The sequence below is a fragment of the Calothrix sp. CBUCES-K 9914 genome, from assembly GCF_059640475.1.
Genome location: NZ_JBXXZH010000005.1, coordinates 22,645 through 38,145, shown reverse-complemented (window position 1 = coordinate 38,145; position 15,501 = coordinate 22,645). Strand labels below are relative to the sequence as shown.

The 15,501-nt window shown below is 39.5% G+C and carries 14 protein-coding genes; 10 read left to right on the top strand and 4 right to left on the bottom strand.

Annotation, left to right across the window (positions count from 1 at the left end; genetic code table 11):
• Positions 1-115 precede the first annotated feature (115 nt).
• From AC2JBO_RS01845 to AC2JBO_RS01830, 4 genes are all read left to right on the top strand, one after another.
• Positions 116-691 carry a YdcF family protein gene (locus tag AC2JBO_RS01845; RefSeq protein WP_496951911.1) on the top strand — a complete coding sequence of 192 codons (576 nt, stop codon included), beginning with the start codon at positions 116-118 and terminating at the stop codon, positions 689-691.
• 535 nt (positions 692-1,226) lie between these two features.
• Entirely contained in the window at positions 1,227-3,788 is a 2,562-nt protein-coding gene (glgP, locus tag AC2JBO_RS01840; protein WP_496951910.1) for an alpha-glucan family phosphorylase, read from the top strand.
• A 171-nt stretch (positions 3,789-3,959) separates the two neighbouring features.
• Positions 3,960-4,214 carry a type II toxin-antitoxin system Phd/YefM family antitoxin gene (locus tag AC2JBO_RS01835; protein ID WP_496951909.1) on the top strand — a complete coding sequence of 85 codons (255 nt, stop codon included), beginning with the start codon at positions 3,960-3,962 and terminating at the stop codon, positions 4,212-4,214.
• A 5-nt stretch (positions 4,215-4,219) separates the two neighbouring features.
• The gene (locus AC2JBO_RS01830) at positions 4,220-4,618 is read left to right on the top strand and encodes a helix-turn-helix domain-containing protein (protein ID WP_496951908.1); all 399 of its coding nucleotides are present in this window, start codon (positions 4,220-4,222) and stop codon (positions 4,616-4,618) included.
• On the opposite strand, the gene AC2JBO_RS01825 is transcribed toward AC2JBO_RS01830, so the two are convergent.
• From AC2JBO_RS01825 to pip, 3 genes are all read right to left on the bottom strand, one after another.
• Positions 4,561-4,983, bottom strand: coding sequence for a GNAT family N-acetyltransferase (locus AC2JBO_RS01825; protein ID WP_496951907.1), 423 nt, complete (start codon positions 4,981-4,983; stop codon positions 4,561-4,563). The two genes, AC2JBO_RS01830 and AC2JBO_RS01825, sit on opposite strands and share 58 nt — an antisense overlap.
• An 87-nt stretch (positions 4,984-5,070) precedes the next feature.
• Positions 5,071-5,361 carry a type II toxin-antitoxin system TacA family antitoxin gene (locus AC2JBO_RS01820; protein ID WP_496951906.1) on the bottom strand — a complete coding sequence of 97 codons (291 nt, stop codon included), beginning with the start codon at positions 5,359-5,361 and terminating at the stop codon, positions 5,071-5,073.
• A gap of 171 nt (positions 5,362-5,532) precedes the next feature.
• Entirely contained in the window at positions 5,533-6,480 is a 948-nt protein-coding gene (gene pip / locus AC2JBO_RS01815) for a prolyl aminopeptidase (RefSeq protein ID WP_496951905.1), read from the bottom strand.
• A gap of 161 nt (positions 6,481-6,641) precedes the next feature.
• Between pip and AC2JBO_RS01810 the strand changes: the two genes are divergently transcribed.
• Entirely contained in the window at positions 6,642-7,589 is a 948-nt protein-coding gene (locus AC2JBO_RS01810) for a malate dehydrogenase (RefSeq protein ID WP_496951904.1), read from the top strand.
• Between the two features lie 406 nt (positions 7,590-7,995).
• Here AC2JBO_RS01810 and AC2JBO_RS01805 read toward each other — a convergent pair whose 3' ends face one another.
• Positions 7,996-9,558, bottom strand: coding sequence for a B12-binding domain-containing radical SAM protein (locus tag AC2JBO_RS01805; RefSeq protein ID WP_496951903.1), 1,563 nt, complete (start codon positions 9,556-9,558; stop codon positions 7,996-7,998).
• Between the two features lie 247 nt (positions 9,559-9,805).
• Here AC2JBO_RS01805 and trpS point away from each other — a divergent pair, with 247 nt between their 5' ends.
• From trpS to AC2JBO_RS01780, 5 genes are all read left to right on the top strand, one after another.
• The gene (gene trpS, locus AC2JBO_RS01800; protein ID WP_496951902.1) at positions 9,806-10,813 is read left to right on the top strand and encodes a tryptophan--tRNA ligase; all 1,008 of its coding nucleotides are present in this window, start codon (positions 9,806-9,808) and stop codon (positions 10,811-10,813) included.
• A 48-nt stretch (positions 10,814-10,861) separates the two neighbouring features.
• Complete coding sequence (locus AC2JBO_RS01795) at positions 10,862-11,812, top strand: methylenetetrahydrofolate reductase (RefSeq protein ID WP_496951958.1); 951 nt, start codon at positions 10,862-10,864, stop codon at positions 11,810-11,812.
• Positions 11,813-12,130: 318 nt separating this feature from the next.
• Entirely contained in the window at positions 12,131-13,273 is a 1,143-nt protein-coding gene (locus AC2JBO_RS01790; RefSeq protein ID WP_496951901.1) for a DUF262 domain-containing protein, read from the top strand.
• On the top strand, positions 13,270-14,403 hold the full coding sequence (locus AC2JBO_RS01785; RefSeq protein WP_496951900.1) for an AAA family ATPase: 1,134 nt from the start codon (positions 13,270-13,272) through the stop codon (positions 14,401-14,403). The genes AC2JBO_RS01790 and AC2JBO_RS01785 overlap by 4 nt, the downstream gene beginning before the upstream one ends.
• 15 nt (positions 14,404-14,418) lie before the next feature.
• Positions 14,419-15,342, top strand: a complete 924-nt coding sequence (locus AC2JBO_RS01780; protein ID WP_496951957.1) for a hypothetical protein — start codon at positions 14,419-14,421, stop codon at positions 15,340-15,342.
• Positions 15,343-15,501 lie beyond the last annotated feature (159 nt).

The window sequence follows — 15,501 nt, the reverse complement described above, 5'->3', positions numbered from 1 at the left end:
TACAAACTTAGTAATTACTTGTGTCTACATATATTTCTGAGACGTCTCTACAATTGCGTAAAATTAGCTTGCTAGCTTGTATTTATATAAATAATCACAGTATAAAATCTGATTAATGAGCAGGCGCCTTTTTAAAATAATTCTTGCAGTTGGAGTAGTTTCAACACTTTGTGTGACACCAGCAGCAATTTTAGTAATTGATGGATTGAGTGATAATATTCGTCAAGCCGATAGTGCTGTAGTGCTTGGTAATAAAGTTGAAACTAATGGGCAACCTTCACCTCGTTTGCAAGCCAGGTTAGATAAAACACTTCAATTATATCAACAAGGTTTGTTTGCAAATGTAATTGTAAGTGGTGGAGTGGGGATCGAAGGTTTTGATGAAGCATTACTAATGAAACAGTATCTTGTTGCTCATGGAATACCTGAAGCGCGTATTTATGTAGATAGCAACGGTAAGACAACTTATTTAACTGCTCAAAATACTGCTCGCATTATGAAAGAAAATAATTGGCAGAGTGTTATGGTTATTTCTCAATATTTCCATATTCCTCGCTCTAGGTTAGCTTTAAATAAATTTGGTGTTTCTCAAGTATATTCGGCACATGCTGATTTTTATGAGTTGCGAGATGTTTATTCTACTGCCAGAGAGGTTGTTGGTTATGCGTCTTATTTATTTCGGTATGTTTAAAACCTCTCCCCCAACCCCTCTCCTGCAAGGAGAGGGGAGCTAATGTACTCCCCCTTTCCTCGTAGGAAAGGGGGTCGGGGAGTTAGGTTTTACGTTAGTCACAATCATGAGTCGGTGCTACGTTTTTATGTGCCACGCGCGTTACTTTTATGTTTTCATATGGAATTTTAAACCTTGCATCATCAGGAAACGTTGACAATTTTAGGGTTGGACGCAGTATTAATTAACTGTTAGGGGCACCATTTCTATCGTCCCATAACACATATGCTTATTTTATTCAAGAGAAGTTATTAAAATTCCGAAATTACAGGTAGTTAAACAGGCGTCAAACGTTAAGTTTTTCTTTAGTAAATACGCAGAAAATAGGCAATATAGAATCAAGAAGGGATTTGAGGCTTGTTTAGAGCGAAAATTTAAAGGGTTAACAAAACTTTACTTTGTCAGGATAATCTCACAAAGTTAGTATAAATAATAAACAAGATCGGGTTAAGACAGTGAACAATACCCATAGCTAGATATTAGAGTAGGCATCTCTATGCAGCCAATTCGCACTTTTAACGTATCACCATCTTTACCATCTCGACTTGAGCCATTGCGAAAACTCGCATATAACTTGCATTGGGATTGGAGCGTCGAAGCAAAAGACTTATTTCGGCGCCTAGACCCCGATTTATGGGAAACTAGTCGTCATAACCCGGTTTTAATGCTGGGTACAATTAACCAAGCGCGTTTAACGGAAGTAGTGGAAGATGAAGGCTTCCTCGCGCAAATGGACCGTGCAGCGCAACAATTAGAAGAGTATCTCAAAGAACGCACTTGGTTCCAAAAACAGCGTGCTGGGAAACCAAAGGAATGTTACGCTTACTTTTCTGCTGAATTTGGTTTGGCTGACTGCTTACCTGTATATTCAGGTGGTTTAGGGGTATTAGCTGGAGACCATCTAAAGAGCGCTAGTGACTTAGGTTTACCTTTAGTTGGTGTAGGTTTACTTTATCAGCAAGGTTATTTTGCACAGTATCTTAACGCTGATGGTTGGCAGCAAGAACGCTACCCCATCAACGATTTTTACAACATGCCGTTACACCTCGAACGCAAAGAGGACGGTTCGGAGTTAATAATTGAGGTAGAATACCCTGGACGCAAGGTTTACGCGCGCGTGTGGCGAGTTCAGGTAGGGTCTGTACCTTTGTACATGCTCGATACTAATATTGAGCCAAATAATCCTTACGACCACAATATTACCGACCAGCTATATGGTGGTGATATCGACATGCGTATCCACCAAGAAATTATGCTGGGTATTGGTGGTGTACGAATGCTCAAAGCTTTAGGCTACGATGTAACCGCGTACCACATGAACGAAGGACATGCGGCGTTTTCTGCTTTAGAACGTATCCGCATATATATTCAAGAGAAAGGTTTGAATTATTCAACCGCGCGACAAGTTGTAATTTCCTCCAATATCTTTACTACCCATACTCCTGTACCTGCTGGGATCGATTTGTTCTCACCAGATAAGATGCTGTATTACCTGGGGTATTACGCTGATATTTTTGGAATGAACAAAGAGCAGTTTCTTGGTTTAGGACGAGATAACACAGGTGATTTATCATCGCCGTTTAGTATGGCTGTACTGGCGTTAAAGATGGCAACTTTCTCAAACGGTGTAGCGCAGTTACACGGGGTTGTATCGCGTCAGATGTTTAAAGGGTTGTGGCAAGGTGTACCTGTTGACGAAGTACCTATTGGCGCCATTACCAACGGTGTACATGCTCGTAGCTGTGTGGCAAAATCAACTCAAGAACTATACGACCGCTATTTGGGACCAAACTGGTCATCGGTTCCTGTTGATAGTCCGTTGTGGGAACGTATGGACGCAATACCCGATGAGGAATTGTGGCGTAACCATGAACGCTGTCGTTTGGATATGGTACTTTATGTACGCGACCGTTTGGTTAAACACCTGCGTGATAGAGGCGCCTCACCATCAGAAATTGCCCAAGCGCAAGAAGTTCTCGACCCGAAAGTATTTACAATTGGTTTTGCTCGTCGTTTTGCTACCTACAAACGTGCGACATTGTGGATGAGCGATGTTGAGCGCATTAGAAAGATTATATTGGCAAACAAAGACCGCAAAGTACAGTTTGTAATTGCCGGTAAAGCACACCCCAAAGATATCCCAGGTAAAGAACTTATCCGCGATATCAACCACTTTATTGAAGAAGAAGGCTTACAAAAACAAATCGTCTTTGTTCCTAACTATGATATTTACATCGCGCGGTTGATGGTGTCGGGTTGCGATATCTGGTTAAATACACCTCGGCGCCCGCGCGAAGCTTCCGGAACAAGCGGTATGAAAGCAGCAATGAACGGCTTACCTAACTTAAGCGTTCTTGATGGTTGGTGGGATGAAGCAGACTATGTACGCACAGGTTGGGCAATAGGACATGGTGAAATGTATGATGACCCAGCTTATCAAGACCAAATCGAAGCAAATGCGCTGTACGATTTATTAGAGAAAGAAGTTGTACCATTGTTCTACGACCGTGACGCTGACGCTTTACCGAGACATTGGGTAGCAAAAATGAAAGATGCAATTCGTTTGAATTGTCCATTCTTCAACACCGCGCGGATGGTAGGAGAATATGCACAGCGCGCGTATTTCCCAGCTAGCGACCGTTACTATAATCTCATCGCAGAAAACTACGCACCAGCTAAAGAACTTGCAGATTGGAAAGATAAACTCAGAGCTAGTTGGTTCAATATCAAAATTAAAGATATTGATGTATCTTCTGAAACTGATATTTTGGTTAACCAAACTGTTGAAGTCAAAGCAAAAGTTGACTTGGCAGGCTTGAGTAAAGATGACGTACAAGTCGAATTATATCAAGGCGCAATTGATGCAAACGGCGAAATTGTCAACGGTGTACCTGTTGTAATGGAAAATAAAGGCGCCGATGAACACGATTTAAGTACTTACACTGCTGAGATTGTATACAATACATCCGGCTTACAAGGCTTATCACTGCGCGTACTTCCAAAACACGAGTACCTATCAAGCGCTTATGAACCCAGATTAATCGTTTGGGCAGAATAAGAGTAGAAAGTGCTGAGTGCTGAGTGCTGAGTAGTAAGTACTGAGTAGTGAGTGCTGAGTGAATAATAACTCTTGTGGGGTGGGCATCCTTGCCCGCCCTTTTAATTAGAGTTTATTGTTAGCTTTCACCACAGTTGCTAGCATTAACATAATCTATATATAAACAAACATATGCATGACTCAACTACCTATATCGAAGCTTGCAACAACTTTGATAAAATTTACGAGCAAGCACTCTCAAGCCGTAAACCAGTTGTAGTGACGAAGGAAGGCGCCGAAAGCGTTGCAGTCATCCCAACCGCAGAACTTAACAGCATTATTGAAACTGCCTATTTATTTCAGTCACCCGAAAATGCATCACGTTTAGTTGCTGCTATTGAACGCGCAAAAGCAAAAACGTTTAAACCAAGAACAGTAGAATTGTAAAAACAATGACTACTTTTCCTCCACGTCCAATTACTAACGAAGCAGAGTTAGTTACTACTCAAGAACGTATCGATTCTATTTTAGATAAAAGAAATATTACTCAGGATGATAAAGACTACTTAAGAGTGCTTGGTACTTTAGTTTATGATTATGAACAGCAACATGAACCGATGCCTGTTCTAAAAGGAATTGAGATGATAGAAGCTCTGCTGGAAGAATCTAACCTTCAACCTAAAGACTTGGTAGGAATTGTTGGTACTGAGATGGATGTTGAAGATATCTTGAGCGGTAAGCGGGCGCCTAGTCAAGATGAAATTGAAAAACTAGCAAATTTTTTCAAGATATCTCAATCGCTTCTTAGTATTGTTGACATCGGAAGCAAAAGAGATAATTCTTTTTTTTGAAACCGTATAAAACCATAATGAAGATAAAATCTCTTTGCTTCTTCATCTATTGCATCAACTTTTACTGCAAAAATAGCCATTTCTGAGCTTACACGCACTGCTCTCTCTAATGCGTGTATTAAAAGCGTTTCTCGAAGCCCTTGACCTTGCATTCGTCTATCTGCTGCTAACCTTCCAATCAGCATAGCAGGCGCCGGATACTTTGGTAATTTTTTAGACAGATGTAGCGGAATATTCTCAAACTTAATAATAGAAGCACTTGTAGAGTAGTAACCAACAACTTCTGGATTATCAACGCTATCCAAAGTTGCAACAAAGGTTTTTGAATACCCGCGCTTGGCATCCTGCCTAGCTATTTTTTTCAAATAGTCGTTTAACGTAGGTTTTCCACAATCAAAAGATTCCCTATTGTGACAGCTGGTGTTTAACGGTGAAATATAAAAGTTCACTATTTATTCACCCTTGTACTCATCCTTAAATCTAGCCATAGCTGACTTTAAAGCTTGATTTGGTTCTGGTGGATTTTCTATTAAATATAAGAATAAGTCACGGTCTTCATCGCTTAAAACACATTCATGATAAGTTTCTATATCTCTTCTTGCTGCTTCTAGACAATTGGAAACAACATAAGAACTTAAGCTCAGTCCTTTTATCGATGCAGCTTTTTCCAGTAATTCTTTTTCGTCAGGGCTAATTCTCAAGTCTACTCTATTATGTTTCAGCTTCTTGATTGCGTCTGTCAAGTTACAAATTTTCCTTCTATTCAAGCAGTTAATAGTGCGTTACGGCTTACAGTTACTTATGCAAGCAGCTAGTTTATCGTGCCGTAACGCACCCTACGACCTTAAAATCCATCATACACGCTATATATCGTTTTGTGGTAAATGTACACACAAAAATTTGAGAGCTAAAGATTACAATTCGCTAAATTTATCTGTGGCGCCTATTAAAGCGCTGGTAATACCTGGTTCGCTCATTGAGTGTCCAGCATCGGGTACTACAATAAATTCAGCTTCTGGCCATGCTTTGTGTAATTCCCATGCTGATATCATTGGGCACACTACATCATATCGACCTTGGACTATTACAGCAGGAATATTACGAATGCGGTCAACGTTTCTGAGTAATTGGTCATCATGTTCAAAAAAGCCTTTATTCATAAAGTAGTGACACTCGATACGCGCGAAGGCATCGGCAAATTGACTTTCACCGAAGATTTGCATTAAGCCTTTATCCAGAAATAGTCTACTTGTACTTGCTTCCCATATAGACCACGCGCACGCAGCTTCGAGTCTTACTTTCATATCATCGCTGGTTAAGCGCTTGTAATATGCCGTGAGCATATCGTGTCTTTCTTCAGGTGGAATAGGTTTTAAGTATTCTTCCCAAGCATCGGGGAAAATATTACTGGCACCTTCTTGATAAAACCAGTCAATTTCCTTTTTCCGCAGCATAAAAATACCACGCAATATTAAGCCTTTACAGCGTTCGGGATGAGTTTGACTGTAAGCGAGCGATAACGTACTTCCCCAACTGCCACCAAAAACTACCCACTGATCTATATTTAAGTGTTCGCGTAGCTTTTCTATATCAGCAACTAATGAGTAAGTTGTATTTTCGTGTAATTCGGCGTGAGGTGTACTTTTACCGCACCCTCGCTGGTCAAACATAATTAGGCACCATTTTTCTGGGTTGAAGAACTGACGATAGTAAGGGGGACACCCACCACCTGGACCACCGTGTAATAGTACAATCGTTTTACCTTGGAGATTACCAGATTCCTCATAATATATAGTGTGTAAATCTGAAACTTGTAACTTACCTTCTTTTAAAGGTTCTCGGTGTGGATATAACTCACGCATTGTAAAAATTAAATAATCCAAAAAACAATTATAATCTTTTTCCTCTTCCTCTGTGCCCTCTGCGTCTAATAAGGTAAAAAACTCAAACTATCGGTATAAACAAGACTTCCCTTCTTTTATTACTATGCACACAGAAAAAGAAATAGATGTGGGAGCTTTCTATGAATAGCAAAGTATCGAAAGTTGGCGTAGTTGGTGCAGGTCGTGTAGGCGCCGCAGTTGCAAGTGCTTTAATAATAATGCGTGTATGTGTATCGGTTGTACTATATAATCGTACAGAAGATAAAGCAGAAGGTGAAGCGTGGGATATTGAAGATGCGATTCCCTTACTTGAAGAATGCGATATATTACCTACAGATAAATACGAAGACTTCACTGATTGTGATGTAATTGTTCTTACAATTGGAGCGCCCTCAAAAGACAGTCAAAGTCGCTTAGAGTTATTAAAAGATAATACTGATATTGTACGCTCGACAATTCAAGAACTTGACAGAGTGGCGCCGAATGCTATTTTAATTATTATAAGTAATCCAGTTGACGTATTAACACGAATAGCCATTAAAACCTCAACTAGACCAGAACACTTAATAATTGGTTCTGGAACAGTTTTAGATACTGCACGAGTACGTTACCAGCTTGGTAAGCTACTTAATGTTAGTAAGCAGGATGCCAATATATATGTTATTGGTGAACATGGAAACACTTCATTAATTGTGTGGTCTAACGCCCAAATAGGCGCCATCCCTTTAGAAAAATTTCCGCTTCCACAAGGTATATCTTTAGATAATATAAAAGCTGAATATATAGATAACACACGTCAGCGCGCGTATGCAATTAGCGAACGTAAAGGAGGTACTAGTTACGGTATCTCAACTGTAGCTGCTCAACTAGTAGATACTGTTCTGCGCGACGAGAAAAAAATATTTACTGTATCAGTAAGAGCAGATGCCGAATATAAAATAGGTGATGAAGTAGTTTTAGGTCTTCCTTGTATTATTGGTGAAAAAGGTATCGAGCGCAAATTGTATATACCATTAAATCAGGAAGAACAACGCGCGCTTGCACATTCAGCAGAAGAATTAAATAAAGCTTATAAGTCTGTAATGTAGTTTTGATCCCCCTTAATAAGGCTACCGTGTACACACATCTCAAAAAAAATCCCGAATTTATAATCCTCTCACCCTATAAGGGTGGGACTACACGGACAAAGCCCAACCCTTCAGGGTAAAGGAGATTTATGTGTATACACATCTTTTAATCAACCCTTACATTCCCCTCTTTGCGCTATGAAGCGACCTTTGCGGTTCGTAAAAAAAAAACCGCAAAATACGCTCTTTTTTGTCCAAAATGTGAATATATTAAGTTAGCCACGTAGGTTAGGCGTCCCGCCTGACCTTCGCACAGGCTTTCCGGCCTATGCTACAAGAACTTATCACATTTTATATAAAGACCAGAACTTAGCACCAATATAAAGATAATTAAAATCAGAATTCCAAAGTCAAAAGTTGAATTTAACTAACTGGCAACTTCTAGCACATAGGTTTCTTGTTTCTCTACCTGTTTAAGCGCTACGAGTTTTTGCCGTAGTTGTGTTCTCACTTCATAGCGGTAGTTAAAAAAGTGTTCGCCAACACCTAATACTGTTAAGTAATCGTAGACAAGACGTGGCTTAAAAATTACCAATAGTAACAATTGCCACCAATACAGTAACCTTGTCGAACGTACTAAACCTTGGCGCCAACAAATAGCAGCAAACATGCGAATTTCATGCCAAGTGATAGGACGGTTCGTTTTACCTCGCCAACCGTTCATCATCATAAAGTGGCGGAATGTACGCTTTAAATAGGGCATTGGTTCGTAAATGTTCCAAAAAGCATTGATGTACTCTTCGGTTATTTCTTCCACGGGACGTGTGGGCACAAAATTCATTATTGCACCTTGGTGGAATGTTCCTAACCCATCAACGAGGCGCCCTTCCTGTTGTAAACGGTTCCACATTGCAGTGTTTTGTAAAGCTTGCAGCAAACTAAACTGTCCTTGGGGAATACCTGTTTCCTCAATAAATTCGCTAATACGCTGACCTGCACCTGGACGTTCGTTATCAAAACCCATGATAAACCCAGACATAATCTGTAATCCCATCCGCGTAATTTTATGACAGGACTCTATCAAGTCATTGCGGGTATTTTGGTTTTTATGGATGCCCAAAAGACTATCAGTATCAGGTGTTTCGATGCCCATGAACACCATAGTGAACCCAGCTTTCACCATCAACTCTATTAACTCGTCATCCTCTGCCAAATTTAACGAAGCTTCCGTTAACAGAATAAAGGGGTAGTTATGTTCTTCCATCCACGGGATAAGTGCTTGTAGAAATATCTTGGCATTGCGCTTGTTGCCGATAAAATTATCATCGACAATAAATACATATCGGCGCCAGCCTAAATCATAGAGAACTTGCAATTCCCGTAACATCTGTTCAGGTGTTTTGGTACGTGGTTTACGACCGTACAAGTTAATAATGTCGCAGAACTCACATTGAAAAGGACAACCACGAGAAAATTGCACTGTCATTGCCAAATAAGCATCCAAGTCAAGCAAATCAAATCGTGCAATTGGGGTTTGGGTAACATCTGGCTTTTCGCTTGCTTTAAAAATACCACGTTCGTCACCTCGTGCTAACGCTTCCAAAAACATTGGAATAGTACATTCGCCTTCATCTAAAATTAGATAGTGGGCGCCATACGTTAAAGGGAATTCTGGTACAGATGTTGGGAAAGGACCACCGACAGCAACTTTCTTACCTAAAGCAACACCTTTTTGAATCAACTCAGAAAAATCTTGCTTCTGAATAATCATTGCAGAAATAATGACAATATCGCACCACGCCCAATCATCATCAGTTTCTGAACGAACATTTCGATCTACAAATCTAATTTCCCAGTCTTGAGGCAACATTGCCGCTACCGTTATTAAACCCAATGGTGAATTTGTCGAGCGTAAATTCGCCAAATTAAGGGTTTCTTGGTAAGACCAGAAAGAATTAGGCATTATAGGCCAGAGGAGTAAAGCTTTCATGGTTACATACTCCGGGGTGAATAAATACTTAACTCTTACGTTACTCCTAAGATTGCTGACAGAAACTTAAGTTTTATCGAGTTTTGTAAAGAAAGATGATCCCCCCAACCCCCTTAATAAGAGGGCTTAGATTTGTTTGTGTATGGGGCTAAGATTATTGCTTCTTATCTTGTTCCCCCTTTATTAAGGGGGGCTAGGGGGGATCTTTAAGTTAATTTATAATGACTAAATCATTAAACTAAAGGCTATGGGCAGGCAACGTATTCTTTCTGGAGTTCAACCAACTGGTAACTTGCATTTAGGTAACTACTTCGGTGCCATCCGTAACTGGGTGGAAATTCAAGACCAGTTTGATAGTTATTTTTGCGTGGTGGACTTGCACGCTATCACTGCACCTCACAACCCGGCAACGCTGGCAAACGATACATACACTATTGCAGCGTTATATTTGGCGTGTGGTATTGATTTACAATATTCCAGTATCTTTGTACAGTCGCATGTTTCTGCCCACAGCGAACTAACTTGGCTACTTAACTGTATTACCCCGATGAACTGGCTTACTGATATGATTCAGTTTAAGGAAAAAGCTGTTAAGCAAGGAGAAAACGTTGGTGTTGGGTTACTCGACTATCCTGTGTTGATGGCATCGGATATTTTGCTGTACAACGCTGATAAAGTACCTGTGGGTGAAGACCAAAAGCAGCATCTTGAATTAACGCGCGATATTACAGACCGTTTCAACCATCTATTTGGTAAGGGCAAAAAGGTATTAAAGTCTCCCGAACCAATGATTCGCAAAGATGGTGCCCGTATAATGAGTCTCACTGACGGCACTAAAAAAATGTCGAAGTCAGACCCTGCTGAAGGTAGTCGCATTAATTTGCTTGACTCAGCCGATGAAATTACTAAGAAAATTAAACGGTGTAAAACTGACCCGATACGCGGTATTGTGTTCGATGACCCCGCACGTCCCGAATGTCAGAATTTGCTGACAATATATATGTTGTTGTCGGGTAAGGCAAAAGAAGACGTAGCGGCAGAATGTGCGGATATGGGATGGGGAGATTTTAAGAAGTTACTAACCGAAACAACGATAAATGCCCTAAAACCAATTCAAGACAAATACACCGAAGTCATGGCTGATAAGGGTTATATCGAGTCAGTGTTGCGTGAAGGGCGCCAAAAGGCCGAAGAAGTTGCAAACCAAACATTAAAAGACGTAAAGATTGCAATGGGGTATTCTCTGCCACAATGAGCTTTCCACTTGGGGTCAAATTGTGTTACAGCTGTACTTAGAGTGAAAATGCTCATTGTTATGCTTGATACACTAACACCAATTACTCCAGTTAAAGTCAGTTCATTTCGTGCTGCTGCTAGGAACGGCGAGTTTCTAGTAACAGCAGAGGTTTGCCCACCGAAAGGAGGTAATCCGCAACACATGCTCCAAATGGCGGCGACCCTTAAGGGGAGGGTTCATGCCGTCAACATCACTGATGGTAGCCGAGCAGTGTTACGTATGTCTCCGCTAGTGGTGTCAGCAATTTTACTTCAAAACGGTATCGAGCCGATATGTCAATTCGCATGTCGGGACAGGAACCGTATTGGTTTACAAGCTGATTTGATGGGCGCCCATGCTTTAGGAATTCAAAATATCTTAGCTTTAACAGGCGACCCTGTAAAAGCAGGCGACCACCCCGACTGTAAAGGTGTCTTTGACCTTGAAGCGGTGCGTTTGTTGCAAGTTATTCAGAAACTTAATTTGGGCGTAGATTATAACGATAAACCCCTGACCGATGGGGCGTTAGATTTATTTGTAGGCGCCGCAGTTGACCCGCAATGTAAAAGTTGGTCGGGGTTGCAAAGTCGGTTTGAAAAGAAAGTAGAAGCAGGCGCCCAATTTTTCCAAAGTCAGCTAATCACCGATTTTGAGAGATTGGAAAAATTCATGGATACCATTGCCGCTGGGTGTAATAAACCAATACTTGCTGGAATATTTCTGTTGAAATCAGCCAAAAACGCCGAATTCATCAACCGGGCAGTACCAGGTGTAAATATACCTCAGCACATAATCGATAGATTAGCGCAAGCCAAAGATCCCTTAGACGAGGGAATGAAAATTGCTGCTGAACAAGTGCAAATCGCGCGGCAACTGTGCCAAGGCGTGCATATGATGGCAGTCAAGCGCGAAGATTTAATCGCACCAATCTTAGATATGGCTGGGGTTAAATCAGTAAGTATGGTTGTAGCAAAGTAAATTAATCATCTTGTGGGGTGGGCATCCTTGCCCGCCCGCTTGTTTAGGACGGCTTTGCCCTACTCATCTGCCAGCCACTTTTCGTAGCCGCAACTCATCAGCTTTTGTTTAACAGAATCAATAACATTCGATGAATTAGACACCAAATAAAATAGTATATAATTACCAAAAACTATATAGTACACAGAGAGGAGGCATTGTTTCGTAGATCAAAATTTAGTTGTATTAACCATGTATCAACGGTTGCTAGCTGATGTAGTATAACAAAAGACTGTTAGTACAAGAACAGGCTTAGTATATATATCAACAGGAGCATACATGGCTAATTTGGATAAATATGACGAAGAATTAACAGAAGATGATTCCGATGAAGAAATAAGCGGGGATGGATATCGTCCACCAGATGATTTTCGTTATGACCCTGAAGAAATAAATATTGTTACTAGGGAACCTACCATAGAGCAGTTACTAAGGCGAATAGATGAAGAAGCGCTAAATTTAGCACCTGATTTTCAACGTCAAGCTGGTATCTGGAACCAAGATGCGAAAAGTCGGCTGATTGAATCGGTTCTAATTCGTATCCCTCTTCCAGCATTTTATATAGATGCAACTGATGAAGAAAATTGGCTAGTAGTAGATGGGTTACAAAGATTATCTGCTCTAAAATCATTTGTTACCGATAAAACCAATAAAAGATTAAGACTAAGTGGACTGGAATATCTTAAAGAATTAAATAATAAAACCTATGATGATTTAGAACGTAGATATCAACGTCGAATATTGGAAACTCAGGTTAATGTTTATCTGATTGAGAAAGGTACACCTATTGAGGTAAAATACAATATATTTAAAAGGATAAATACGGGTGGCGTTCCTCTTTCTCCTCAAGAATTACGTCATGCTTTAAACCCGGGTAAATCAAGTAAATTCTTAGTTAAACTTGCAGATTTAAAAGAATTTCAGAGAGTAGTTAAACTCAATGATTCTAAGATAAAACGCATGGATGATAGAGAATTTGTTCTTGGCTTTATCGCTTTTTATCTTACGCCTTATACTGAATATTATAAAGATAAAACCAGAGACTCGTTCTTGAGTAAAGCTCTGTTAAAATCAAATCATCTTTCAGATGAAGAGTTTAACCAGTTAGAGTTAAACTTTAAAAAAACTATGATTACAGCATTTGATATTTTTGGATCCAAAGCATTTCGTAAAATCTCTAGTAAAAATCCAAGAACATTTCCTGTAAATAAATCATTATTTGAAGCTTGGTCAGTTTCTTTGAGTAAGTTAAATGAGCAACAAATTGAAACACTGAAGCATAAAAAACAGCAGTTAATACATATTTTTAGTAATTATGTAGATGACGATAAAGATTTTCTTTCTTCCATATCTCAAGCCGCAAATAAAGTTGAGTATAGATTTGCTACTATTCAGAAAATTATTCAAGAAGTGTTGTCATGATTAATTCCCTTCGTTTAGTTAACTTCAAAACTTTTGAAAATCAGTTGCTTGAATTTAAACCATTAACTCTGCTTTCTGGGATAAATAGTACAGGTAAATCATCAGTTTTACAATCACTACTGCTGCTGCGTCAATCTTACCAGCAAGAATTATTACCAGAAATTGGTTTAGCTTTAAATGGTGGATTAGTTTGTATTGGTACGGCTCAAGACGCATTTAGCGAGAGAGCTAAAGAAGACTACATAGGCTTTGAAGTGACTTGGAAAGATAATAGTAAAGGGGCATGGCATTTTACTTATGACTTAGATATTGATGGTTTAAAGAATAAAAGAGCTGACATACTAAATTTGGCCTCAAAATCAGTTGATGAGCCAGTTTATAAAAGCAGTCTGTTCAGTCGAAATTTTCATTATCTTCATGCAGAACGTATTGGTCCACGCCCATTCAATGAAATTTCGGATTATCAAGTAAAAAGACTTGGGCAAATTGGTACTAAAGGTGAATATACAGTGCATTATCTAGCAGTACATAGACGTAATAGAATTCCTAATCCAGGTGTAAGTTACCCAGAAGCTAAATCAATGGATTTAATAGACCAAGTTGAAGCTTGGATGAGAGAAGTAAGTCCTGGTACCCGCATCAAAATTAATTCAAATCCAGATATGGATTTAGTGAGCATACAATTATTTTATGGAGATGGTAATCCTTATAGGGCTACTAATGTAGGATTTGGAATTAGTTATACATTGCCTATTCTTGTAGCTGTTTTAGCTTCAAAACCAGGCACCCTTATTCTAATTGAAAATCCAGAAGCCCACCTTCACCCTAGAGGACAAGCAAAAATGGGTGAATTATTAGCGCTGGCTGCAAATTCTGGAGTCCAAGTTGTTATAGAGACTCATAGCGACCATGTTTTAAATGGAATTCGGTTAGCTGTCCATGATGGAAAAATAAATCATGAAGATGTTCAATTACATTATTTTCAGAGAAAAGAAGAACAAAGACAAGCTTTTACAGATGTAGTGTCGCCACATATTGATAGAAACGGTAGAATCGACAAATGGCCTGACGGTTTTTTCGATCAATGGGAAAAAAATTTAATAACCTTACTAAAACCAAGGAATGCATAAAACATGGACTTGGAGATGGTTTTGAATGAGTTGTCTTTGCGAGTTCCTGCTGAGAATGCCCAAATAGCACAGCAAAGGATGTCGAAACTTATAGCAACAGCACGAGAAGCAGCAGAACTCGGTGTAAAACCGATAATTCGTACTCATGACGATTTTTATGCTAGTGTACTTGCTAATAATTATTCTTTATCTGATTGGTGGGCAGACCCTAATACGGATAGAGACGAATTACGATTTCTTCTTACAGCAGCCAAAACTCCTTTTTTACAAGATATTCAGAATTCTGAAATAGAAGAAAAAAATATACTCTCTGATTTTTGTTATGAAGGGGTAAACTGTCAAGGTTTAGGGATTGCTTATTTATTAGAGTCGCTTGCTTTAAGCATTACATCAGAGCTTCGGTGGGAGTGTAGCAATATTACTCTAGAAGTTACTTGCCTTGAAGATGATGACTTGAATACTGATACAGTAACAATTTTTCATGCTAGCTGTAAGGGTCATGTACAAGGGCACATCTCTTGGATACAGGAACGTCTCAAAACCTTTGTGCAAGATGGATTGGAGCTTTGGAACCGTAAGGAAGAATTATTTCCTTCTTTAACTTTTTGTCAGAGTATAAGTCAGCAATTGCAAAGTCTTAATACAGGCAATCCTTTACTAAGGCAGGTTGTAAACAGATTGTTTGCACTAGAGAAATCGTGCAAAAGTTGGACAGAAGGCGCCTTTGATTTTGATACACTTCCTTGTAAAGCATCTCCAGAAAGTGAGTCCAGATTAAGACGGTTTCAATCACAGCTAACCTTTAAATGCCCTGATGGCGTAAATCGAAACTTCAGCTTACATGTGCGAATGACACCAGGAGCTTGGCGCCTTTATTTTTCTACAGAATTAGGACCTGGGAAGCTGATAATAGGTTACATCGGTCTCAAAATTCAATAATCTTAGTTCCTAGAGCGTCGGTTTAGTAGAAGTGGTTGACACAAAAGTCTAACTATGAGTGTTGCTTTAATCGAGTATTTAGGTGCCTTGATATTGATGCGAAGGCTAAATAATTTAACCGAAAAATAAGCGTTTTGCCCCAACTCATAAATTTACGCT